This window comes from Streptomyces lunaelactis (assembly GCF_003054555.1).
Classification (GTDB): domain Bacteria; phylum Actinomycetota; class Actinomycetes; order Streptomycetales; family Streptomycetaceae; genus Streptomyces; species Streptomyces lunaelactis.
Genome location: NZ_CP026304.1, coordinates 5,305,072 through 5,328,231 on the forward strand (window position 1 = coordinate 5,305,072; position 23,160 = coordinate 5,328,231).

Here is a 23,160-nt window from a genome sequence, read left to right on the forward strand (position 1 = left end):
CCGTCCTTCCATACACAGGAGCACCATGCGCACCCTCCGTATAACCACCGCTGTCATCAGCGCCCTCGGCGTCATCGGCCTCAGCGCGTGCGGCGCTGCCGACACCGGAAAGAAGGACGAGGCCGGCGGCGACAAGACCGTGCGGCTGACCGTCCCCTCCTGGGTCGGCGCCCAGGCCAACACGGCCGTCGCCGGCTACATCCTGAAGAAGGAGCTGGGCTACACCGTCAAGACCCAGCAGATGGGCGAGGTCCTCGCCTGGGACGCGCTCTCCAAGGGCGACATCGACGCGATCATGGAGGACTGGGGTCACCCCAAGGAGGAGACGCAGTACGTCACGACGAAGAAGACCGTCGTCAAGGCGGGCGACCTCGGTGTCACCGGGCACATCGGCTGGTACGTGCCGAAGTACTACGCGGACAAGAACCCCGACGTCCTGGACGCCAAGAACCTCAACAAGTACGCCAAGGACTTCAAGACCGCGGAGAGCGGTGACAAGGGCGAGATCCTCGAGGGCTCCCCGGACTATGTCACCAACGACGACGCGATCATCAAGAACCTGAAGCTGGACCTGAAGACCAACTACTCGGGCTCCGAGGCCGCGCAGATCACGGCGATCAAGAAGTACGCCAAGGAGAAGAAGCCCTTCCTGACGTACTGGTGGACCCCGCAGTGGCTGAACGCCCAGGTCGACATGGTCGAGGTCAAGCTGCCGGAGTACAAGGAGGGTTGTGACGCGGACCCGAAGAAGGTTGCCTGCGCGTACCCGAACACGCCGCTGCAGAAGTTCCTCAACGCGGACTTCGCGAAGGACGGCGGCGAGGCGGCCGAGTTCCTGAAGAACTTCAAGTGGACGACCGAGCAGCAGAACGAGGTCGCGCTGATGATCGCCGGCGAGAAGATGTCGCCGGAGGCGGCGGCCGAGAAGTGGGTCAACGCGAACGAGTCGACGTGGAAGGCGTGGCTTCCCAAGAAGTAGTTCGCAGCCGCCCAGCACCTCTGAAGTGCCTCAACTCGCTTGATGGAGTACGGCCCTGAGGCCGAGGATCCGTACCTGTTCCTCGGATCCGGCAAGCAGGATCTCTCCGTGCTCGTCCCGCGTGACGCGGACGGCATCGCCGATGCCGTCCGCGCCGCGTTGTCCACGGTTCTGAATGCGCGGTCAGTGCTTGTACTGGCCCGGCGTGTAGTGGCCGGGCACCAGCCGGGCGGTCACGCCGAAGCGGTTCCAGGCGTTGATGACCGTGATCGCCGCGATCAGATGCGCGAGCTCGGTGTCGTCGAAGTGCTTCGCGGCCTTCTCGTACACCTCGTCCGGGACGAAGCCGTCGGTCAGTACGGTGACGGCCTCCGTCAGCGCGATCGCCGCGATCTCCCTCTCCGTGTAGAAGTGCTGCGACTCCTCCCAGGCGCTGAGCTGGACGATCCGCTCCACCGACTCGCCCGCCGCGAGAGCGTCCTTGGTGTGCATGTCGAGGCAGAAGGCGCAGTGGTTGATCTGCGAGGCACGGATCTTCACCAGCTCGAGGAGGACCGGGTCGACGCCCTGCCGGGCGGCCGCGTCCAGCTTGACCATGGCCTTGTAGACCTCGGGGGCGAGCTTCGCCCACTGCAGGCGGGCGGTGTGCTCGGGGGCGCAGGAGTGCGTCTCGGGCGTCTCGGTCGTCGTCATGGCTACGAATCTAGTGCGGGCGGGTGCGGGTGCGGGTGCGGGTTCGGGTGCAAGGGCCCGGGCCCCAGGCGCTGGGGCGCTGCCCCAGATCCCGCGCCTCAATCGCCGGCGGGGTTTGATGTGCCGGCGGGTGACGTCGACGGTGGCTCACCGAACCGGGCCAGGGCGAGCGCACCCGCCACCGCCACCGCGAAGCCGACCACCGCCAGCCACGCCAGTCCCTCGCGGGTCCGGTCGCCCAGCCACACCACGCCCACCAGCGCCGGGCCGATCGTCTCGCCGAGCACCATGCCGGCCGTGGCCGTCGTCACCGAGCCGCGCTGCAGGGCGGAGGTGAGCAGCAGGAACGCCGCGCCGCCCCCGAGCAGCAGCGCGTACAGTGCCGGATTGGTGAGGACCTCGGGGAGGGCGACCGAGTCGATCAGACGGACCGAGACCTCGACCACCCCGAAGCCGAACCCCGCGCCGAGACCGAGCACCAGGGCGCGCGCCTTGTCGGGGAGGCGGCCCGCGACCGCGCCGGCGAGGAGCACGGCGACCGCGACGCCGAGCATCGACCAGCGCAGCGCGTCCGAACCCGGGCGGTCGCCCTCCTCGCCGGAGGCGAGGCCCAGCATCGCCAGACCCGCGCAGACCACGGCCACCGCGCCCCATTCGATGCCGCTCAGGCGCACGTCGAGGAGACGGGCAGCGACCACGGCCGTCACCGCGAGGCTGGCGGCGAGCGCCGCCCCGACCGCGTAGATGGGGAGGGAGCGCAGGGCGATGATCTGGAGGACGAAGCCCAGGCCGTCCAGGGCGAGTCCGACGATGTAGCGCCACTGACGCAGCGCCCGGATCAGCAGCGCGGGATCGACACCGGAGCCGGTGCCGGGTTCCGCAGCGCGCGCGGCGATGGCCTGGAGGACGGAGGCCGTGCCGTAGCAGACCGCGGAGCCGAAGGCGCAGATCATCCCAAAGAGCACAAAGAGACTGTAGATGAGGAGGGTTGGTGGACCGGGCTTACGGGCGCGCGGGGCGGCCATCTAGTGTGTGCGGGGCTCAATGGCTTGATTCGAACGGGGAGACCGGCTGATGGCGGGACGAAGGCTGAGGTCGAGCACAGTGGTGCTCGGTGGCATGGGGTTGCTCGCGGCGACGCTTACATCCTGCAGTTCGGAGCCGGACGAGCGCTGTGTCGACCCGGTGACGTACGAGACCCTGCCCAGCTACGAGTGCGACGACAGCAGCGGCAGCGGCCGGTACTACTACGGCGGCAGCAGCCGTAGCGGCAAGATCTCCGGCGGAAGTTTCGACAAGTCGGCTGTCGAGACCGGTGGCTTCGGCAGCTCCGGCTCCGGCGGCGGCTGAGTCGCCTGATGAAGCGCCACACCACAGAACCCCGGCCCGGCTGGCAGCAGACCGTCGAGGAACAGGGGTGCATCTACCCCCTGACCCGTTATCCGGACGGCTCGTTGCGCCCGTACTGGGACGAGAGTGCGTACTACTCCTTCTCGCTGCCCGAGGTCGAGGCGCTGGAGGACGTCGTCGAGGAGCTGCACGCGATGTGCTTGGTCGCGGCCGGGCACATCGTTGCCCACGACCGCTTCGCGGACCTCGGCATCACGGACACGCGGCTGGCCGGCCTGATCGCCGAGTCCTGGCGGCGACGGGCCGAACTGCCCTCCCTCTACGGGCGGTTCGATCTGCGATACGACGGCACGGGCCCGGCCAAGATGCTGGAGTACAACGCCGACACCCCCACCTCCCTGGTCGAGGCCGCGAGCCCGCAGTGGTTCTGGATGGAGGACCGCTTTCCCGGCGCCGACCAGTGGAACTCCCTCCATGAACGCCTCGTCGACGCCTGGAAGCGCCAGGCACCGCTCCTTCCGCCCGGGCCGCTGCACTTCGTCCACTCCGACGGGGACGAGCTGGGCGAGGACCTGATGACCGTCGCCTATCTGCGTGAGACGGCCGAGCAGGCGGGCCTCGCCACCGAGGCGCTGTCCGTCGAACAGATCGGCTGGGACCGGCTGTCCGGCCGCTTCGTCGACGACCGGCTGCGGTTCATACGCAGCTGCTTCAAGCTCTATCCGTGGGAGTGGCTGGCCACCGACCGCTTCGGTCCCCACGTCCTGGACACCCTGGACAACGGCGGCGGCACCGGCACCACCTGCTGGATCGAGCCCGCCTGGAAGATGCTGCTCTCCAACAAGGCGCTGCTGGCGATCCTCTGGGAGCTCAACCCGGGCCACCCGAATCTGCTCCCCGCCTACCTCGACGGCCCGCGCGAACTCGCCTCGGAGCGGGGATACGTGGCCAAGCCGCTGCTCGGCCGCGAGGGTGCGGGGGTCACGATCCATGAGCCGGGCTGCCCGCCCGTACTGCGGGAAGAGCCGTGCTGCTACCAGGAGTTGGCGCCGCTGCCCGACTTCGACGGCAACCGTGTGGTGCTCGGTGCCTGGGTCGTCGAGGACGAGGCGGCGGGGCTCGGCATCCGGGAATCGGCGGGGCTGGTCACGGACGAGTACGCCCGCTTCCTGCCCCACGTCATCCTCTAGGCCTCCCGCCCGGTCCGTACGGGCAGCTCAGCCCTCCAGTACGCCCCGGAGCTGGTCCAGGCCCCAGTCCAGGTCCTCCTTGCTGATCACCAGCGGCGGGGCGATGCGGATCGTGGAGCCGTGGGTGTCCTTGACCAGGACCCCGCGGTCCATCAGCTTCTCGGAGATCTCCCTCCCGGTGCCGTGGCTCGGCACGATGTCGACGCCCGCCCACAGCCCGCGCCCGCGCACTGCCTCCACCGAGCCGCCGCCCGTCAACAGGCCGAGCTCATGGTGGAGATGGTCACCCAGCTCGGTGGCGCGCTGCTGGAACTCACCGGTGCGCAGCATCGCGATCACCTCCAGGGCCACCGCGCAGGCCAGCGGATTGCCGCCGAACGTCGAGCCGTGCTCACCGGGCCGGTAGACGCCGAGCACCTCGGCGGAGGAGACCACCGCCGACACCGGCACGACACCGCCGCCCAGCGCCTTGCCCAGCACGTACATGTCCGGCACGACGTTCTCGTGCTCGCAGGCGAAGGTCCGGCCGGTCCGCCCGAGGCCCGACTGGATCTCGTCCGCGATGAACAGGACGTTCCGCTCGCGGGTCAGCTGCCGTACGCCCGGGAGATAGCCCGGCGGCGGCACCAGCACCCCGGCCTCGCCCTGGATCGGCTCCAGCAGCACGGCCACGGTGTTCGGTGTCATCGCCGCTTCGAGCGCGGTCAGGTCGCCGTACGGAACGATCTCGAAGCCCGGCGTATACGGGCCGAAGTCCGCCCGCGCCTCGTGATCCGTCGAGAAGCTGATGATCGTGGTCGTCCGGCCGTGGAAGTTGTTCCCCGCGACGATGATCTTCGCCCGGCCGTCCTTCACGCCCTTGACCTGGTAGCCCCACTTCCGGGCGGTCTTCACGGCGGTCTCCACCGCCTCCGCCCCGGTGTTCATCGGCAGCACCATCTCCATGCCGCACAGCTCGGCGAGCTGCGTACAGAAGTCCGCGAACCTGTCGTGGTGGAAGGCACGGGAGGTGAGCGTGACTCTGTCCAGCTGCGCCTTGGCGGCGTCGATGAGCCGGCGGTTGCCGTGACCGAAGTTGAGCGCCGAGTACCCGGCGAGCATGTCGAGGTAGCGGCGCCCCTCGACATCGGTCATCCAGGCGCCCTCCGCCGAGGCGATGACCACGGGCAGAGGGTGGTAGTTGTGCGCGGTGTGCGCCTCCGCGGAGGCAATGGCACTCTCCGATGTGGACACGGGATCTCCGTTCAGTAGAGACAAGCCATCCGGTGTGGGGCGGGGTGGTGCCCCTGTTTCTATCGTCGCTCGCATGGTGGACTAAGAAACCTTGCCGTGCGTCGTGGCCGCTAGGCTGGGTATTACGCACGGCGACTGGCGTACGGGGAAGTGACCTCGAGGAAGCCGCGCGCGGAAGATCACACGAGGTGCCGCCCGCCTGGGTACTCCGGGACACACCCCCATGGGTGCGGCCCGGTCCCCTGCCTCCGGCGAGGGACCCCGAGTCGCACCCCGGGACCACGACCGAGCGACGGATCGCCCCGGAGGACACCATGACCCTTCCCCTGCCGCACCCCGCACTCTCCGCCACCGACCCGGAACTGGCCGCCCTCGTCGGCGCCGAGGAACAGCTCCAGGCGGAGACGCTCCGCATGATCCCCAGCGAGAACTACGTCTCCCGGGCCGTACTGGAGGCTTCCGGCACGGTCCTGCAGAACAAGTACAGCGAGGGCTACGCCGGCCGCCGCTACTACGAGGGCCAGCAGAACATCGACCAGGTCGAGCTGCTCGCCATCGCCCGTGCCAAGGCCCTCTTCGGCGTCGAGCACGCCAACGTCCAGCCCTACTCCGGCTCCCCGGCCAACCTCGCCGTCTATCTCGCCTTCGCCGAGCCCGGCGACACTGTGATGGGCATGGCCCTGCCGATGGGCGGCCACCTCACCCACGGCTGGGGCGTCTCCGCCACCGGAAGGTGGTTCCGCGGCGTCCAGTACGGCGTACGCCAGGACACGGGCCTCACCGACTTCGACGAGGTGCGCGAACTCGCCCTCAAGGAGCGCCCGAAGGTCATCTTCTGCGGCGGCACCGCGCTGCCCCGCACCATCGACTTCGCGGCCTTCGCGGAGATCGCCCGCGAGTCCGGCGCCGTCCTGGTCGCCGATGTTGCCCATATCGCGGGTCTGATCGCGGGCGGCGCCCATCCCTCCCCCGTGCCGCACGCCGACGTGATCTCCACGACCACCCACAAGACCCTGCGCGGGCCCCGCGGCGCGATGCTGATGTCCCGCGAGGAGCACGCCAAGGCCATCGACAAAGCGGTGTTCCCCGGTCTCCAGGGCGGCCCGCACAACCAGACCACGGCTGCCATCGCGGTCGCCCTCCACGAGGCGGCCCAGCCCTCCTTCCGCAGCTACGCGGCGTCGGTCGTCGCCAACGCCAAGGTGCTCGCCGAGGAGCTGCTCGCCCGCGGCTTCGACCTGGTCTCCGGCGGCACCGACAACCACCTGATCCTGATGGACCTCACCCCCAAGAACGTGCCCGGCAAGGTGGCGGCGAAGGCCCTCGACCGGGCCGGGATCGTCGTCAACTACAACACCGTCCCGTACGACCCGAGGAAGCCCTTCGACCCCTCCGGCGTCCGCATCGGCACCCCTTCCCTCACCTCTCGTGGTCTCGGTACGGAGCACATGGCCGCCGTCGCCGACTGGATCGACCGTGGTGTCAGTGCGGCCGGCGCGGGCGACGAGGAGGCGCTGGCCGCGATTCGCGCCGAGGTCGCGGAGCTGATGGCCGAGTACCCCGCGCCGGGGCTGTCCGCGTAGTGCGGTGATCAGCCGGGGCCGGCCGGCTGCCGGTGTCCTCGAGCCCCTCCGGGCCTGGGATCAGCCGTCGAGGAGCTGCTGACGCGGCGCCCTCGGCCTGGTCCGTACACCCGGTCCGGGCGCCAGGGCTGCCGCCCGGCGAGCGCCGGCAGCCGCACCGCCGTCCGCACTGTGTTCCTCGTCTCATTGACCACGATCCACAACAGCCAGGGCCTGAACGCCGTCCCGAGTTCGGTTCCACACCTGAGAGAATGTTGAGCATGGCCTCTGACCGACCCCGCGCGCTCTCCGGCATCCAGCCCACCGCAGGCTCGTTCCACCTAGGGAACTACCTCGGTGCGATCCGTCAGTACGTGGCGCTGCAAGAGACCCACGACGCGTTCTACATGGTCGTGGATCTGCATGCGATCACCGTGCCGCAGGACCCCGCCGAGCTGCGCGCCAATACCCGGCTCGCCGCGGCCCAGCTGCTCGCCGCCGGTCTCGACCCCGAGCGCTGCACCCTCTTCATCCAGAGTCACGTCCCCGAGCACGCCCAGCTCGGCTGGATCATGAACTGCCTCACCGGGTTCGGTGAGGCCTCCCGGATGACGCAGTTCAAGGACAAGTCCGCGAAGCAGGGCACCGACCGAGCCACCGTCGGTCTCTTCACATATCCGATTCTGCAGGTCGCGGACATCCTGCTCTACCAGGCCAACGCCGTCCCGGTCGGCGAGGACCAGCGCCAGCACATCGAGCTCACGCGCGACCTCGCCGAGCGTTTCAACACCCGCTTCGGCGACACCTTCACCATCCCGGCGCCGCACATCGTCAAGGAGGTCGCGAAGATCTACGACCTCCAGGACCCGACGATCAAGATGAGCAAGTCGGCTTCGACGCCCAAGGGCCTGATCAACCTGCTCGACGAGCCGAAGACGACGGCCAAGAAGATCAAGAGCGCGGTCACGGACACCGACACCGTGATCCGCTTCGACCCGGTGAACAAGCCGGGCGTGTCGAATCTCCTCACCATCCAGTCCACCCTCACCGGCAAGAGCGTGGCCGAGCTGGAGGCGGAGTACGAGGGCAGGATGTACGGCGCGCTGAAGACCGATCTGGCGGACATCATGGTCGATTTCGTCACACCGTTCCGGAGCCGTACGCAGGAATATCTGGACGACCCCGAGACGCTGGACTCGATCCTGGCCAAGGGCGCGGAGAAGGCACGTGCGGTCGCCGCCGAGACCCTGGCCGCCACGTACGACCGGGTGGGGTTCCTCCCCGCGAAGCACTGACCGAGCAGTGACCAAGCACTGACCAAGCACTCTGGCCACAAAGACGGTGCAGCCGCCACACTGGCGGCTGCACACACCTGCAGACCGACGATTGAGGAGAACGACGTGGGGACCGTAACGCTCGGCGTTTCGATCGCGGTCCCGGAGCCCTACGGCAGCCTGCTCCAGGAGCGGCGCGCGGGCTTCGGGGATCCCGCCGCGCACGGCATTCCCACGCACGTCACCCTCCTCCCGCCCACCGAGGTCGACGCCGGCGCGCTGCCCGTGATCGAGGCGCATCTCGCCGACGTCGCGAGGGCCGTCCGCCCGTTCCCGATGCGGCTCTCCGGCACCGGGACGTTCCGTCCGTTCTCGCCCGTCGTCTTCGTCCAGGTCGTCGAGGGCGCGGCGGCCTGCACCTGGCTGCAGAAGCGGGTCCGCGACGCGTCCGGGCCGCTGGTGCGTGAGCTGCAGTTCTCGTACCACCCGCACGTCACCGTGGCGCACGGCATCGCCGAGGAGGCGATGGACCGCGCGTACGAGGAGCTCTCCGCGTACGAGGCGGCCTGGACCTGCGCCTCCTTCGCGCTCTACGAGCAGGGCGCGGACGGCGTGTGGCGCAAGCTCAACACGTACGCCTTCGGTGGTGGCATCGCGGCCGTTCCCGCCCAGGGCGCCCCGGTCGACGAGCCGGCCACCACCATCTGACCGCCGGCGGTCCTGCCGTCAGTCGGGCAGCCGCCGGAAGACCGGCCGCGGCACATGCCGCAGCGCCGACATCACAAAGCGCAGCGCCCCCGGCACCCACACGGTCTCCGACCTGCGCCGCAGCCCCTGCTCGATGGCCGTGGCGACCGCCTCGGGGGTGGTGGCCAGCGGCGCCTCGGCCAGCCCCGCCGTCATCTTCGTGCGGACGAATCCGGGGCGTACGACCATGACGTGCACGCCCGTCCCGTGCAGCGCGTCCCCCAGCCCCTGCGCGAAGGCGTCCAGGCCCGCCTTGCTGGAGCCGTAGATGAAGTTGGCGCGGCGGGCCCGCTCGCCCGCGACCGACGAGAGCACCACGATCGAGCCGTGGCCCTGGGCCTGCAGCGCGCCCGCACACACCAGCGAGGCCGAGACGGCTCCGGTGTAGTTGGTCTGCGCGACCCGGACCGCCGCAAGGGGCTCGGCCTCGTCGTTCGCCTGGTCGCCGAGGACGCCGAAGGCGAGCAGCACCATGTCGATGTCGCCCTCCGCGAAGATCTTGCCGAGGACCTGCTCGTGCGCGGTCGGGTCGAGGGCGTCGAAGGCGACGGTGTGCACGTCCGCGCCGAGGGTGCGCAGCTCGGCCGCGGCGTTCTCCAGGGCGCGCGACGGCCGTCCGGCCAGCCAGACCGTACGGGCACGGCGGGCGATGAGCCTGCGGGCGGTCGCCAGGCCGATCTCCGACGTACCGCCGAGGACGAGCAGGGACTGCGGGGTGCCGAAGGCGTCCTTCATCGAACAGTGCTCCTTGGGGTCGTGGACGGTCAGGGGGTGTCTTTTGGATCAGGCCGGATGAGTGAGCGGGGTCTGGTGCGTGCGATCGCAAGGCGGAGGAGGGAGGCATGGCGGAGCCATGCCGACCGACGACAACGCGGCGAGCGTGCGTGCCAGGGCATGCGAGCCCGGCAAGATCTGAAAGACACCCCCTATAGGGCGAGACGGCGGGAGAGGTCGGAGGTGAAGACCCCGCGGGGATCCAGACCGGCCCGCAGGGAGCGGAATTCGGACAGGCGCGGGTACATCGCGGCGAGGAGTTCCGGGCGCAGCCGGGAGTCCTTCGCGAGACAGACCCGGCCGCCGGCCGACGCGACCTCCTCGTCCAGCTCGTCCAGGAAGGCGGCCAGGCCCGGCAGCCCGGCCGGGATGTCCAGCGCGAGTGTCCAGCCGGGCATCGGGAAGGACAGCCACCCCGGGTCGCTCTCGCCGAACCGCTTCAGGACCGCCAGGAACGAGGGGCAGCCGCGCCGCGAGATGCGCCGCACGATCCGGCGCAGGACCTCCTCGTGTCCGTACCCGACGACGAACTGGTACTGCACGAAGCCGCCCCGCCCGTAGATCCGGTTCCAGTGCGGGACGCCGTCCAGGGGGTGGAAGTAGGTCGAGATCCTCTGCAGCTCGCCGGTCCGTGAGCGCGGCGCCCTGCGGTACCAGAGCTCGTTGAAGAGCCCGACCGTGGTGCGTCCGAGCAGGCCCTCCGGTACGAAGCCGGGGGCGGCGGGAAGCTGTCCCGGGCGGAAGTCGAGGGGGGTGCGACGGGACCGGCGGGCGCGCGGAGGCAGCGCGTCCAGCGGGGCGTGCTCCGCCCGGGTGAGGACCGCGCGTCCCAGCGCACGGCCGCGCGCGAGAAGGTCGATCCAGGCGACCGAGTACCGGTACCGGTGGTCGGTCGCGCTGAGCCGGGCCATCAAGTCGTCGAGGTCGGTGGCCCGTTCGGTGTCGACGGACATCAGGGAGGTCTCGACGGGGTGGAGCCGAACAGTCGCCGAGAGGATCACCCCGGTCAGCCCCATGCCGCCCGCCGTCGCGTCGAAGAGGTCCGTGCCGGGGACGACGTGAAGGATCTCGCCGTCGGCGGTGAGCAGTTCGAGCGACCGCACATGGCGCGAGAAGGAGCCGTGGGCATGGTGGTTCTTGCCGTGGATGTCGGCGCCGATCGCGCCGCCGACCGTGACATAGCGGGTCCCGGGCGTCACCGGCACGAACCAGCCGAGCGGCAGCAGCACCTCCATCAGCCGGTGCAGGCTCACGCCCGCGTCGCACACGACGAGGCCCGCCTCCGCGTCGATGGTGCGGATGCGGCCCAGGGCGGTCATGTCCAGTACGGATCCGCCCGCGTTCTGCGCCGCGTCACCGTACGCCCGGCCGAGCCCGCGTGCGATCCCGCCGCGCGCACCCCATCCCCGTACCGCTGCGGCCACTTCCCCGGGGGTGCGGGGGCGCAGCAGGCGGGCGGTCGTCGGAGCGGTCCGGCCCCAGCCGGTGACGGACACGAACTCGGCGGCTTCGACGGCCCCAGCGGCTTCGGCAGCCTCGGCGGTACGGGTATCGGCGGACATAGTCCTGACCGTATCGCCGCTTATTCCCTCATTGACCAGTACCTCACCGGACTCGCCGAAATGGGTGATTAAACGAGTGTCATCAAAGAATGTCGCGAAAGTCGGCCGATCGCCGAGAAGAGTCGCCCCTGGCTCATGAGAGGGGTGGCAAGGACAGATGAGATACGTCGACTGCGCGGCCGCCGACCGCCGGCTGATGGCGGCGTTGCGCGACTGCGGAAGCGAGCCACGCGTGGCCGCGGCCGCCCGCGCGCTCTCCTTCACCGGCGAGCACGGCGCGCTCTGGCTGGCCGCCGGGCTCGTGGGCGCGGTGGCCGACCGGGAGCGGCGCGGGGCCTGGTTGCGCGCCACCGCGCTGGTGGGCGCGGCGCATCTGGCGAGCATGGGCGTCAAGCGGCTGGTACGCCGCCCGCGGCCCGAACTCCCTGCGCGTGAGCCACTCGTCCGTACCGTGGGACGCCACTCCTTCCCCAGCTCGCACGCCACCTCGGCGGCCGCTGCCGCCGTCGCCTTCGGCGCGCTGCGCCCCGCCGCCCGCCATCTCGCGCCGCCGCTCGCCGCCGCGATGTGCGTGTCGCGGCTGGTTGTGGGCGTCCACTATCCGACGGACGTCGCGGCGGGCGCGGTGCTCGGGGGACTGGCCGCGCGGCTGGGGGTGCGGTGGATGACGCGCTCGCCGGCCGGGCCCGCGCCCGTGCGGGTCCTCGCCGGGGCTCCGCCCCAAACCCCGCTCCTCAATCGCCGGAGGGGCTGGATGTGCGGAGGCGCGAATGACTGAGCGCGGCACCGCGCTGCTGGAGCGGCCCGAGCGGCCGGAGCGGCCCGCGCCACCCCGTGCCGTGAGCCTGCCCGTCGGCCTGATCAGAACCGCCCGGCCCCGCCAATGGATCAAGAACGTCCTCGTCGTGGCCGCCCCGGCCGCCGCCGGCCAACTGGGCTCGCGGCACACCGCCGTCCAACTGGCCCTCGTCTTCACCCTGTTCACAGCTGCCGCCGCGGCCGTCTATCTGATCAACGACGCACGCGACGCCGACGCCGACCGCGCCCACCCGGTCAAATGCCGCAGGCCGGTCGCCGCCGGGGACGTCCCCGTGAGCGTCGCGTACACGGCCGGCGCTCTGCTCGCCGCCGCCGCGATCACGGGCGCCGCCACCCTGTGCAATGCCATGACCGGCGCACTGCTCACCGCGTATCTCTCGATGCAACTCGCGTACTGCGTCTGGCTCAAGCATGTCCTCGTCGTCGACCTGGCCGTCGTCACCACCGGATTCCTGCTGCGCGCGATGATCGGCGGGGTCGCGCTGGGCATCCCGCTGTCCCGGTGGTTCCTGATCACCACCGGCTTCGGCGCGCTCTTCATGGTGGCGGCCAAGCGGTACTCGGAGGCCGTACAGATGGAGGGCAGCGAGGGCGTGACCCGGGTGCTGCTCAACGCGTACACGACCGGCTATCTGCGCTTCGTCTGGCAGCTCGCGGCCGGTGTCGCCGTGCTCGCCTACTGCCTGTGGGCCCTGGAGAGCGGTGGCGTGGCGGGCCAGGCGCTGCTGCCCTGGCGGCAGTTGTCGGTGATCGCGTTCATCCTGGCGGTGCTGCGGTACGCGGTCTTCGCCGACCGGGGCACGGCCGGCGCGCCCGAGGACGTCGTGCTGCGCGACCGCCCGCTCGCCGTCATCGGGCTGGTGTGGGCGGCGATGTACGGTCTCGCGGTCGCCGACCTGTGAGCGGCCTGCGCGGGCTCAGGGGCCCGCGCGGGCTCAGGGGCCCGCGCGGGTTCCGCCCGGCCCGGCGCCGCCCGGCCGAGCGTGTGAAGAGGCCCGAACTGGCCTCGTTCGTCCTGGTCGGGGGCTGTGCGTACGCCGTCGATCTCGCCCTCTTCAGCCGGCTGCGCGGCCCCCTCGGCATGGACCCGCTCACCGCCAAGGCCCTCTCCTTCCTCGCCGGGTGCACCGTCGCGTACCTGGGCAACGCGCTCGGGACGTACCGGCGCAGAAGCGTCGGCCTGCGGGAGTACGCCGTCTTCTTCGGCGTCAATCTGGCGGGCGCGGGTGTGCAGTTGCTCTGCCTCGCCGTCTCGCACTACGTCCTCGGCTTCCAGTCGGCCGGGGCGGACACGGTCTCCGGGCTCGGCGTCGGCATGCTCCTCGCCACCTGCCTGCGATTCTGGGGGACCCGGACGCTGGTATTCGGTGTGGAGGGTAGGCGTACGAAATGGACTGGCTGACCAGGCTCCCCGTCATCGGCCCACTCGTCGCCAGGCTGATGCGCACCCACGCCTGGCGGTCCTACGAGACGCTCGACCGGGTGCACTGGACGCGGCTCGCCGCCGCGATCACCTTCATCAGCTTCCTCGCGCTGTTCCCGCTGATCACGGTAGCCGCGGCGATCGGCGCCGCGCTGGTCGACCAGAAACAGCTGGACAAGCTGGAGAACAAGATCAGCGAGCAGGTGCCCGGCATCTCCGATCAGCTCGACATCAACTCCCTGGTCGCGAACGCGGGCACGGTCGGGCTCGTCGCGGGCGCGCTGCTGCTGTTCACCGGCATCGGCTGGATCACGTCGATGAGGGACTGTCTGCGCGCCGTCTGGGAGCTGGACGACGAGGACCAGGGCAACCCGGTCGTCCGCAGGCTCAAGGACGCGGGTGTACTGCTCGGGCTCGGCGCGACCGCGCTCGCCTCGCTCGCCGCGTCCGCGCTCGGCTCCACCGCGGTGGGCTGGAGTGCGGACCGGCTGGGCATCGACGACAGCGGAACCAGTGGCGTCATGCTGCGGGTCGCGGCCCTCGCGATCGCCGTCGCCGCCGCCTTCCTGCTTCTGCTGTACCTGCTGACGCTGCTGCCGGGCGTGCATCCGCCGCGTCGCCGCCTGGTGGTGGCGGTGCTGATCGGCGCGGTCGGCTTCGAGCTGCTCAAGCTGCTGCTCGGCGGCTATATGAGGGACGTCGCGGCGAAGAGCATGTACGGGGCGTTCGGCGTCCCGGTCGCACTGCTGCTGTGGATCAACTTCACCGCGAAGCTGCTGCTGTTCTGCGCGGCCTGGACGGCGACGCCGAGCGAGGAGCCGTCGAGCGAGGAGCCGTTGAGCGCCGGGCGAGCCGAGGAAGCCGGCCCGCCCGGTGACCGGACAGGACCTAGCGGCGGCGAAGCGGCCAGCGGCGGTTGACCAGGAACACCCCGGCCGCCAGGACCGCCAGCACCCCGCCCGTGACGGCGAGTGCGGTGCCCACGCCGCCCGAGCTCGCCTTCGAGGCGACGGTCTTCGCGGGAGCGCCGTTCTTGGCCGGCGCGGCGCCGTTGGCGGAAGGGGCGGCGGCCACGGACTTCGGCGCGACCAGCTCGCCGACCGGCTTGACCTTCCCGGCCGCCGCGAAGCCCCAGTCGAGCAGCCGGCCCGCTTCCTTGTAGACGGCCTGGCTCTCGTCGGATCCCGGGTTCATGACGGTGACGAGCAGCACTTTGCCGTTGCGCTCGGCGACACCGGTGAAGGTCGCGCCCGCGTGCGTGGTGTTGCCGTTCTTGACGCCCGCGATGCCCTGGTACGGGTCGATGCCGTAGTCGCCGGTCAGCAGGCGGTTGGTGTTCTGGATCTCGAACGTCTCGCGCGCCTTGCCCTTGACCTGCTCGCCGGGGAATTTGGCGCTCGCCGTGGAGCAGTACTCGCGGAAGTCCTTCTTCTGCATCCCGCTGCGGGCGATGAGGGTGAGGTCGTACGCGGAGGAGACCTGCCCGTTGGCGTCGTAACCGTCGGGCGACACGACGTGGGTGTCGAGCGCCTGCAGCTCGTCGGCGTGCGCCTGCATGTCCTGGACGGTCTTGGGTACGCCGCCGTTCATCTCGGACAGCACATGCACGGCGTCGTTGCCGGAGCGCAGGAAGACGCCGAGCCACAGGTCGTGGACGGAGTAGGTGTGGTCCTCCTTGACCCCGACCAGGCTGCTGCCCTCACCGACGTCCGCGAGCTCCTGCGGGGCCACCTTGTGGATCTCGGTCTTCGGCAGCCGGGGGAGCACGGTGTCCGCGAACAGCATCTTGAGGGTGGACGCCGGGGGCAGCCGCCAGTGGGCGTTGTGCGAGGCCAGTACGTCGCCGCTCTCCGCGTCCGCGACGATCCAGGACCGGCCGCTCACATCCTTGGGCAGGACGGGCGCGCCGGGGCCGAGGCTGACCTGGGTGCCGGCCCTGCCGAGCTGGGCTCCGCCGACCGTGGACATGGACGCCGGGGGGTTCGGCTGTTTCTTGTCCGGTTTGTCGTCATGCGTGTCCGCCGACGCGGGGGCGACGGCGAGAGTGGGCAACAACGCGGCGGCAGCGACCGTCAACGCGGTCTTCTTCAAAGCGGACACGATCGTGAACGTACAGGGCCTTGCAGAAAATATTCTCATCGGACCGATGACCCGCCGAGAGTGACGCCGGGACAGCCCACCCCGAGGAACCCGGCCGGAGGACGGCCGCGATACTGAGTCCATGAAGCTCAGCCGCCCTGTCTCCTGGTTCCTGCTCGCATTCGGGGTGTGGAGCTGGTTCATCTGGATCACTTTCGTCAAGAACCTGTCGAAGGACGGCAGCGGACTGGCTTTCGACGATGCGGGTGACCCGACCTCGTACTTCTGGGTGCATCTGCTGCTCGCCATCACGTCGTTTCTCCTGGGGACGGTCGTCGGCGTTATTGGGTTGCGCGGCATCCGCGCATTGCGTCGCGAAGCACTCGCGGAATAACGGAACAGGGGAGCGGTTCTGTGCTGGTGGTCGTCCTGCTCGTCGTGGTCGTGCTCGTCGCTCTGCTCGCCGGGGTGCACTGGTACGTATGGCGGCGCCTGGTCCGCGACACAACCGCACCCGGCGGTGCTGCCCGCCGGGCGGGCACCACGGCGGTGTGGGTGCTTCCGCTGCTGTCGGTGGGGGCGCTGGTGTCGGGGCGGGCGGGTGCGCCGTTCCCGCTGGAGCGGGTGCTGGCCTGGCCGGGGTATCTGTGGCTGGCGGTGCTGCTGTACCTGGTGCTGGCGCTGGTGGTGGGAGAGGCCGTCCGGCCGCTGCTGCGGCGCGTACTGGAGCGGCGTGCGGAGCCCGGGACGACGGGTGAGAAGACCACGCGCGTTCCCGAAAGCGGCGGACAAGCCCCCCGGACCCCTGAAGTGCCGCATGGCGACGGGGACACTGCCGCGGCCGGGGACACCGGCGCGATCCGTACGGCCGTCGGCGGGCAGGGCGAGGCGCCTGCGGACCGGCCCGAGCCCCCGCGGAGCGGTCCCTCGCGGCGGCTCTTCGTGTCCCGTGTCGTCGGGGGTGGCGCCGCCGCCGTAGCCCTCGGGACCGTCGGGTACGGGACCTACGGCGTGCTGCGCGGGCCGCGCGTCAAGCGGGTCACCGTGCCGCTCGCCAGACTTCCGCGTGCCGCCCACGGGTTCCGGATCGCCGTCGTCAGCGATATCCACCTCGGGCCGATCCTCGGGCGCGCCCACACCCGGCGGATCGTCGACTCGATCAACGCGACCTCGCCCGACCTCGTCGCCGTTGTCGGGGATCTCGTCGACGGCAGCGTCGCCGATCTCGGGTCCGCCGCCGAGCCGCTCGCGCAGCTGCGGTCCCGGCACGGGTCCTTCTTCGTCACCGGCAACCACGAGTACTTCTCCGGCGCGCAGGAGTGGGTCGACCACGTCCGCGAACTCGGGCTCCGCCCGCTGCGCAACGAGCGCGTCGAGATCGCCGGGTTCGACCTCGCCGGTGTCAACGACGTCGCCGGCGAGAGCGAGGGCGACGGCCCCGACTTCGCGAAGGCTCTCGGTGACCGTGACCGCGCGCGGGCCTCCGTACTGCTCGCGCATCAGCCCGTCGTCATCCACGACGCCGTCGAACAGGGCGTGGACCTGCAGCTCTCCGGCCACACCCACGGGGGTCAACTCTGGCCGGGAAACTATCTCGCGGAACTCGCCAATCCGACCGTCGCCGGGCTCGAACGCTACGGCGACACCCAGTTGTACGTGACACGGGGAGCCGGTGCCTGGGGCCCGCCCGTGCGGGTCGGCGCCCCCTCCGACATCACCGTCGTACAGCTCGCGTCCCGCCAGGCATAGACCTGGTACGGCTGGATCCGACCGCGGTCGTACGGGCCGGCCCGAGACGGAGTCGTACGGCCCTACGGCGTGAGCGTGCGGGCCGCGGCCGGGAGCGCGACCGTCACCGCGAGGCCCTCGCCCGGCGCCGTCTGCACCGTCACGGCGCCGCCGTGCGAGGCGACCACCGCCTGCACGATCGCCATGCCGAGCCCGCTGCCGACGGGTTGAGCACTGTGCGCGCCGGAGCTCGCACCGCTGCTCGCGCGGAAGAAGCGGTCGAAGATCCGGTCGGCGTCCTCGCGGTCCATGCCCGGCCCCTCGTCCGCGACCCGCAGCCGCACCTGGCCCCCGGCCGGCCCGTCGCCGTTCTCCTCGCGCGCCAGCTCCACCCGTACCGGCGCGTCGGCAGGGGTGTGGGCGCGGATGTTGGCCAGCAGATTGCCGACGACCTGCCGCAGCCCCGACTCGTCGCCCTGGACGACCATCGCGCCCTCGGCCCGTACGGCGACCGGGCGGTGCGGCTGCTGCGCCCGCAGATCGTCCGCCGCGTCCCGCACCAGGCGGCTCAAGTCGACGGCGCAAAGCCGTAGTTGGGGATGCTGATCGAGTCGGGCCAGGGTGAGGAGTTCCTCGACGAGCCGTCCCATCCGGTCGGCCTCGGCGGTCATCCGGGCCAGCGCCCGGGTCCTTTCGGCGGGCTCGCGCAGCATCCCCTTGTCGTACAGCTGGAGATAGCCGCGGATCGCGGACAGGGGCGTACGCAGCTCGTGCGAGGCGTCCGCGACGAAGCGGCGCAGCTGGGCCGCGCTGTTCTCGCGGGTCTCGAAGGCCGATTCGACCTGGTGGAGCATGGAGTTGAGGGCGACCCGCAACTGCTCGATCTCGGTGACCGGATCGTGTCCGGCCGGCACCCGCCGGGTCAGATCGCCCTCCGCGATGGCGGATGCCGTCTCCACCATGTCCTCCAGCGGCCGCAGCCGGTGGCGGGTGCCGAGCATCGTGGCGACGGCGAGGAACGTCAACAGGATGGTGCCCAGCGCGAGATCCAGCTTCAGGGCCTTCTTCATGCCCGAGTGCACGGCACCGGTGTCGGTTGCCATCAGGACCATCGAGCCGTCGGCGAGGGTGGTGCCGACCACGCGGTACGGATCGGACCCGAGGCTCACATCGTCCGCCTCGGCGGACGCGGCGAGCGCCTCGGGATCGTCGACGGCGTCGGCCAGTTCGAGCTGCCGTCCGGTGGGAGGGACCTGCGCGAAGGCGATCGGCCTGTGGTCGGCGTCGAGGGCGACGAGGACCGTCGAAGAACGCGGGAGGCTGCCCGCTCCGGACGCGTCCGGCATGAACTGTTCGCGCAGCGCTCCGATGGCGCTCAGCGAGTCGATCTCCTTCTGGGTGAAGCCCGAGCGCCCCAGGGCGTTGCGGCTCATCAGCAGCTCGGCGTCGACGCGTTCGAGGAGGTAGTGCCGCATGCCCATCAGGCTGACCGCGGTGGCGGCGACGATGCCGAGGGCCAGCAGGCAGACGTTCACGATGGTCAGCTTGGCGCGCAGCGAGTGGATGCCGCGGCGGCAGCGCCTGGGCCCTGTGCGGGCGATCTTGCCGGGCAGGCGGATCATGCGATTCCGTATCCGACGCCCCGCCGGGTGGTGATCAGTGGCGGCCCGAGGGGTTCCAGCTTCCGGCGCAGATAGCTGATGTAGGTCTCGACGACGGTCGACTCGGCCTGGTGCTCGTACTGCCAGACATGCCGCAGCAACTGCTCCTTGGGCACGATGCGCCCGCCGTTGCGCACGAGGAAACGCAGCAGCGCGTACTCGGTGGGCGTCAGCTGCACGGAACGGCCCGACCGGCACGCCGCGTATGTGGCGTCGTCCAGCTCCAGATCGCCGTACCGCAGCGGCGGCCGCACCGGCAGTACGTCGTCCGGCCTGGTCCGGCGCAGTACGGCGCGAATGCGGGCCACCACCTCGTCGACGTTGAAGGGCTTGGTGATGTAGTCGTCACCGAAGCCCAGCGCGCCCACGATCTCGGCCGGGGCGTCACGCGCGGTGAGGAAGACGACGGCCGTCTCGGGGTGTGCGGCGCGCAGTTCACACCCCAGCAGCCGCCCGTCGCCGTCCGGGAGCATCACATCGAGGAGCGCCACATCGGGGCGCGTCTGCCCGGCCAACTGCTGCGCCTGCCGGACGCTTCCGGCCGTAATCACCTCAAAACGGTGATAGCGGAGTGCGATGGCGAGGACGTCGGCGATGCTCGGCTCGTCCTCGACCACCAGCACGGTCGCTCCCTCGTGGTTCATGTCCCCAGTATCGGCCGGTACGCCGCACGAGGGGCCGGTCGCTGTCTTGGAATTCCTTGAGAGTCATGGCCGCGACACGCCACCGGCCGCGTCCGCGGCTGATTCTGGAGGCCGGCCTGGGGGAGACGGATCGACGAAGGGGCAGGAATCGTGGCGGCATTGGCACGGTGGTGCTATCGGCACCGACTGGTGGTCCTGGTGCTGTGGGTGGGGGCACTGTTCGGCCTGGGGGCGGCGGGCAGCGCGGCGGGCACCAACTACTCGAACAGCTTCAGCCTCCCGGACACCGACTCCACACAGGCGTACGACCTGATGGTGAAGGCCTTCCCGCAGAGCTCCGGCGACCAGGACACGGTGGTGTGGCGGGTCTCGGAGGGTTCCGTACGCGACAGTTCGGTACGGGAGCGGATCGAGCCCGCGCTCAAGGAGATCGCGGGCATGAAGGGCGTCGGCGAGGTCGCGAGCCCGTACGCCGGGGACGCGGGCGCGGCACAGATCAGCAAGGACGGGCGGATCGCCTACGCCCAGGTGACCTTTGCCGAGCAGGCGAACGCCGTGCCGAAGGAGCTCGTCCAGGACGTCGTCGACACCGCGCAGGACGCGGAGCGCGGGGGTCTGCAGGTCGAGCTCGGCGGGCAGGCGATCACCCGCGTCCAGGAGCCGCCGACCGGCACGGCCGAGCTGGTCGGCATCGCGGCAGCGGCGGTCGTGCTCTTCCTGGCCTTCGGCTCGTTCTACGCCATGCTGCTGCCGATCGTTGTCGCGATCTTCGGTGTGGGCACCGGGATGCTGTCGACGTCGCTGCTGAGCCATGCGACGGATGTGCCGGAAGTGGCGCCGCTGCTCGGCTCGTTGATCGGCCTGGGCGTCGGCATCGACTATGCGCTGTTCATCGTCACCCGGCACCGCAAGGGCATTCTGCGGGGCGCCGCACCGGAGGACGCGGCGGTCACGGCGCTGAACACCTCGGGGCGTGCCGTGCTCTTCGCGGGCGGCACGGTCTGCATCGCGCTCGCCGGCATGCTCGTGATGAACATGCGCTTCCTCGACGGTGTGGTGATCGCGACCTCGCTGACCGTCGTACTGAGCGTGCTGGCCGCGACCACGCTGCTGCCGTCGTTGCTCGGCGTCCTCGGTATGCGGGTGCTGAGCAGGCGGCAGCGGCGCAAGCTGGCCGCTGACGGCCCGGAGTCGGTGGAGTCGAACGGCGCCGCCGCCCGCTGGTCCGCGCAGGTGCAAAAGCGCCCCAAGTCGATCGCGCTGGTCGCGCTCGTGGTGATGGCGGCGCTCGCCATCCCCGTACTGACGCTGCGGCTCGGCGCGACCGACCAGGGCAATCACAAGGAGGACACCACCACCCGGCAGGCGTACGACCTGCTCGCCGAAGGCTTCGGGCCGGGCTTCAACGGGCCGCTGCAACTGGTCGCGCAGGACGCCGGACCCGCCGCCGTACGGGAGCTGGTGGAGGCGGTGCGGCAGACGGAGGGCGTCGCCCAGGTCGTCGCGTTGCCCTCGCCGCCGGACTCGGACATCGCGGTGATCCAGGTCGTACCGACCACGTCACCGCAGTCCGAGGATACGGACCGGCTCATCGACCGGCTTCGCGGCGAGGTGATCCCGCAGTCGGGTGAGGTGGTCCATGTCGGCGGAGTCACCGCGATCTTCAAGGACTTCGCGGAGGTGACCGGCGAGCGGCTGCCGTACTTCATCGGGACGATCATCGCGCTGGGCTTCCTGCTGCTGCTGATCGCCTTCAGGTCGCTGGTCGTTCCGCTGACGGCGGCGCTGATGAATCTGATCGCGGCCGCGGCCTCGTTCGGTGTGCTCGTCGCGATCTTCCAGTGGGGCTGGGGAGCGGAGGCGCTGGGCCTCGGCAAGGAGGGCCCGATCACCGCCTTCCTCCCGGTGATCATGCTGTCGCTGCTCTTCGGGCTCTCCATGGACTACCAGGTCTTCCTGGTCAGCCGGATGCACGAGGAGTGGGTGCACACGAAGGACAACGCGCGGGCGGTACGGGTCGGTCTCGCCGAGACCAGCCGGGTCATCAACTGCGCGGCGCTCATCATGATCTGCGTCTTCAGCGCCTTCGTGCTGAGCGGCGACATGGAGGGCGCGATGGCGGGCATCGGCCTTGCGGCGGCTGTGGCGCTGGACGCGTTCATCCTGCGTACGGCGCTGGTGCCGGCGGCGATGCATCTGCTGGGGCGGTCCAACTGGTGGCTGCCGGCGGGTCTGGAGAAGCGGCTGCCGCATCTGGCGGTGGAGCCGCGGGAGGACGCGCCGGAGGCGGCGGCCGCGAATCAGGCGGCAGTGCCGGGCCCGCGGGCCGAGCCGCCGGCCAGGGGATCGGTGGTGCACGGCTTCGTCCGTACGGAGCTGGGCGAGCCGGTCGGGGATGCGGTGCTCACGCTCGTCTCGCCGGGCGGCCGCCAGGTCGACCGGGTGGAGTCGCTGGCTGACGGGTCGTACATCCTGTCCGCGCCGGCCGGGGGTGCGTATCTGCTGGCGGCGACGGCGGGGATCCGCGACCCGTGGGTGAAGCACATCATGATCGGTGGTGATCCGCTGGTGCACGACGTGGTGCTGTCGGACGCGGGAGTGAGCCGCTGAGGGATCGATGAACGGGATCGTTGAACACCCCGGCTCCGGCTGGGGTGTTCGTCATTCCCGGGACTCTCCGGACACTCCGGACTTTGTGGACTTTGTGAATGCGCCGGACTCCGCGGATCCGCCGGATTCACTTTTCGGCTTGCGCGTGATGGCGCCCGGCATGAACTCCTCCAGTACGTCATGCACCTGCCGCACAATCGGCCGCAGCACCCGGAAACGGGAGAGCGCGATCACCCGGGCCGCGATCGGCGCGGTCCGCTCGACGAGACGGCGGCTGCGCTCCGCACCCTCCGACCGGTCGTACACCCAGAAGAGCACAAGCCCCATCTGGTTGAGCCACATCAAGTGGGGGAGCAGTTCGGCCAGTTCGGGCGCGGTCTTGGTGTCCGAACCGGCGAGCGCCCGCTCGTGGATCGAGATCGCCGCCTCGCGTGCCGCGACCGAGTCGGGCGAGAAGGGGCTGAGCGGGCTCTCCGGGTCGGCGGCGTTCTTGAAGAACTGCGAGGCGAAGCGGTGGTACGGCTCCGCGATGTCCAGCCAGGTCAGCAGTACGCCCCGGATCCGCGCCGTCAGGTCCGGGTCGCCGTGCAGAACCGGCTGGACCGCCGCCTCGTGCTCGGCGGCGATCCGGTCGTAGAAACCCTGGACGAGGTGTTCCTTGGAGGAGAAGTAGTAGTACGCGTTCCCTACCGATACCCCGGCCTCCTGGGCGATGGCCCGCATCGTCGTCTTGTCGAAACCGCGCTCCTGGAAGAGCCGGAGCGCGGTCTCGAGGATGAGCGTGCGGGTCTGCTCGCTCTTGGGGGCCTTCACTTCAGTCACGGTGTCCGAG

Annotated in this window: 21 protein-coding genes, 1 pseudogene and 1 riboswitch; of the genes and pseudogenes, 13 read left to right on the forward strand and 9 right to left on the reverse strand. The window is 70.4% G+C overall.

The window, feature by feature from the left end; genetic code table 11:
- Nucleotides 1-25: 25 nt before the first annotated feature.
- Nucleotides 26-979 (forward strand): ABC transporter substrate-binding protein, encoded by a 954-nt coding sequence (locus SLUN_RS24570; protein WP_108151713.1) that lies wholly within the window; start codon nt 26-28, stop codon nt 977-979.
- 183 nt (nt 980-1,162) lie between these two features.
- On the opposite strand, the gene SLUN_RS24575 is transcribed toward SLUN_RS24570, so the two are convergent.
- Complete coding sequence (locus SLUN_RS24575) at nt 1,163-1,672, reverse strand: carboxymuconolactone decarboxylase family protein (protein ID WP_108151715.1); 510 nt, start codon at nt 1,670-1,672, stop codon at nt 1,163-1,165.
- A gap of 98 nt (nt 1,673-1,770) precedes the next feature.
- Complete coding sequence (locus SLUN_RS24580; RefSeq protein WP_108151717.1) at nt 1,771-2,625, reverse strand: DMT family protein; 855 nt, start codon at nt 2,623-2,625, stop codon at nt 1,771-1,773.
- Between the two features lie 121 nt (nt 2,626-2,746).
- On the opposite strand from SLUN_RS24580, the gene SLUN_RS24585 reads away from it, so the two are divergent.
- Together SLUN_RS24585 and SLUN_RS24590 are read left to right on the forward strand one after the other, a co-directional pair.
- Nucleotides 2,747-3,022, forward strand: a complete 276-nt coding sequence (locus tag SLUN_RS24585) for a hypothetical protein (protein WP_108151719.1) — start codon at nt 2,747-2,749, stop codon at nt 3,020-3,022.
- Nucleotides 3,023-3,030: 8 nt separating this feature from the next.
- A complete protein-coding gene (locus SLUN_RS24590) occupies nt 3,031-4,212 on the forward strand; it encodes a glutathionylspermidine synthase family protein (protein WP_108151721.1) in 1,182 nt (393 codons plus the stop codon).
- Between the two features lie 27 nt (nt 4,213-4,239).
- On the opposite strand, the gene rocD is transcribed toward SLUN_RS24590, so the two are convergent.
- Nucleotides 4,240-5,445, reverse strand: a complete 1,206-nt coding sequence (gene rocD, locus SLUN_RS24595) for an ornithine--oxo-acid transaminase (RefSeq protein ID WP_108151723.1) — start codon at nt 5,443-5,445, stop codon at nt 4,240-4,242.
- Between the two features lie 121 nt (nt 5,446-5,566).
- Nucleotides 5,567-5,657, forward strand: a riboswitch (ZMP/ZTP riboswitch).
- A gap of 102 nt (nt 5,658-5,759) precedes the next feature.
- Here rocD and glyA point away from each other — a divergent pair.
- The 3 genes from glyA to SLUN_RS24615 all read left to right on the forward strand — a co-directional run bounded on the left by glyA (nt 5,760) and on the right by SLUN_RS24615 (nt 8,989).
- A complete protein-coding gene (glyA, locus tag SLUN_RS24600; RefSeq protein WP_108151725.1) occupies nt 5,760-7,028 on the forward strand; it encodes a serine hydroxymethyltransferase in 1,269 nt (422 codons plus the stop codon).
- A 251-nt stretch (nt 7,029-7,279) separates the two neighbouring features.
- Nucleotides 7,280-8,302: a tryptophan--tRNA ligase gene (trpS, locus tag SLUN_RS24610; protein ID WP_371413846.1), complete on the forward strand. Its 1,023-nt coding sequence runs from the start codon at nt 7,280-7,282 to the stop codon at nt 8,300-8,302.
- 105 nt (nt 8,303-8,407) lie between these two features.
- Nucleotides 8,408-8,989 carry a 2'-5' RNA ligase family protein gene (locus SLUN_RS24615; protein ID WP_108151729.1) on the forward strand — a complete coding sequence of 194 codons (582 nt, stop codon included), beginning with the start codon at nt 8,408-8,410 and terminating at the stop codon, nt 8,987-8,989.
- Between the two features lie 18 nt (nt 8,990-9,007).
- Here the strand turns inward: SLUN_RS24615 and dprE2 are convergent, their stop codons facing one another.
- The gene (dprE2, locus tag SLUN_RS24620) at nt 9,008-9,763 is read right to left on the reverse strand and encodes a decaprenylphospho-beta-D-erythro-pentofuranosid-2-ulose 2-reductase (RefSeq protein ID WP_108151730.1); all 756 of its coding nucleotides are present in this window, start codon (nt 9,761-9,763) and stop codon (nt 9,008-9,010) included.
- Nucleotides 9,764-9,954: 191 nt separating this feature from the next.
- Nucleotides 9,955-11,364, reverse strand: coding sequence for a decaprenylphosphoryl-beta-D-ribose oxidase (gene dprE1 / locus SLUN_RS24625; RefSeq protein WP_108151732.1), 1,410 nt, complete (start codon nt 11,362-11,364; stop codon nt 9,955-9,957).
- A 157-nt stretch (nt 11,365-11,521) separates the two neighbouring features.
- Here dprE1 and SLUN_RS24630 point away from each other — a divergent pair.
- The 4 genes and pseudogenes from SLUN_RS24630 to SLUN_RS24650 form a co-directional block, all read left to right on the forward strand.
- Nucleotides 11,522-12,031 (forward strand): annotated as a pseudogene (locus tag SLUN_RS24630) (phosphatase PAP2 family protein); the annotation flags it as partial.
- Between the two features lie 103 nt (nt 12,032-12,134).
- Entirely contained in the window at nt 12,135-13,085 is a 951-nt protein-coding gene (locus SLUN_RS24635; protein ID WP_108151736.1) for a decaprenyl-phosphate phosphoribosyltransferase, read from the forward strand.
- An 83-nt stretch (nt 13,086-13,168) separates the two neighbouring features.
- Entirely contained in the window at nt 13,169-13,585 is a 417-nt protein-coding gene (locus SLUN_RS24645; protein WP_108151741.1) for a GtrA family protein, read from the forward strand.
- Entirely contained in the window at nt 13,573-14,526 is a 954-nt protein-coding gene (locus SLUN_RS24650; RefSeq protein ID WP_108151743.1) for a YihY/virulence factor BrkB family protein, read from the forward strand. Before SLUN_RS24645 ends, SLUN_RS24650 begins: the two co-directional genes overlap by 13 nt.
- Here SLUN_RS24650 and SLUN_RS24655 read toward each other — a convergent pair.
- Nucleotides 14,495-15,706, reverse strand: a complete 1,212-nt coding sequence (locus SLUN_RS24655; protein WP_503461802.1) for a D-alanyl-D-alanine carboxypeptidase family protein — start codon at nt 15,704-15,706, stop codon at nt 14,495-14,497. The genes SLUN_RS24650 and SLUN_RS24655 overlap by 32 nt on opposite strands.
- 121 nt (nt 15,707-15,827) lie before the next feature.
- Between SLUN_RS24655 and SLUN_RS41475 the strand changes: the two genes are divergently transcribed.
- Nucleotides 15,828-16,079 (forward strand): SCO4848 family membrane protein, encoded by a 252-nt coding sequence (locus SLUN_RS41475; protein ID WP_254708809.1) that lies wholly within the window; start codon nt 15,828-15,830, stop codon nt 16,077-16,079.
- A gap of 20 nt (nt 16,080-16,099) precedes the next feature.
- Entirely contained in the window at nt 16,100-17,434 is a 1,335-nt protein-coding gene (locus SLUN_RS24660; protein WP_108151747.1) for a metallophosphoesterase, read from the forward strand.
- Nucleotides 17,435-17,496: 62 nt separating this feature from the next.
- On the opposite strand, the gene SLUN_RS24665 is transcribed toward SLUN_RS24660, so the two are convergent.
- Nucleotides 17,497-19,035, reverse strand: coding sequence for a sensor histidine kinase (locus SLUN_RS24665; RefSeq protein ID WP_108151749.1), 1,539 nt, complete (start codon nt 19,033-19,035; stop codon nt 17,497-17,499).
- Complete coding sequence (locus SLUN_RS24670; RefSeq protein WP_108151751.1) at nt 19,032-19,718, reverse strand: response regulator transcription factor; 687 nt, start codon at nt 19,716-19,718, stop codon at nt 19,032-19,034. Before SLUN_RS24670 ends, SLUN_RS24665 begins: the two co-directional genes overlap by 4 nt.
- 159 nt (nt 19,719-19,877) lie before the next feature.
- Between SLUN_RS24670 and SLUN_RS24675 the strand changes: the two genes are divergently transcribed.
- Nucleotides 19,878-22,328: an MMPL family transporter gene (locus tag SLUN_RS24675; RefSeq protein WP_108151753.1), complete on the forward strand. Its 2,451-nt coding sequence runs from the start codon at nt 19,878-19,880 to the stop codon at nt 22,326-22,328.
- 51 nt (nt 22,329-22,379) lie between these two features.
- On the opposite strand, the gene SLUN_RS24680 is transcribed toward SLUN_RS24675, so the two are convergent.
- The gene (locus SLUN_RS24680; protein WP_257153789.1) at nt 22,380-23,150 is read right to left on the reverse strand and encodes a TetR/AcrR family transcriptional regulator; all 771 of its coding nucleotides are present in this window, start codon (nt 23,148-23,150) and stop codon (nt 22,380-22,382) included.
- Between the last annotated feature and the right edge of the window lie 10 nt (nt 23,151-23,160).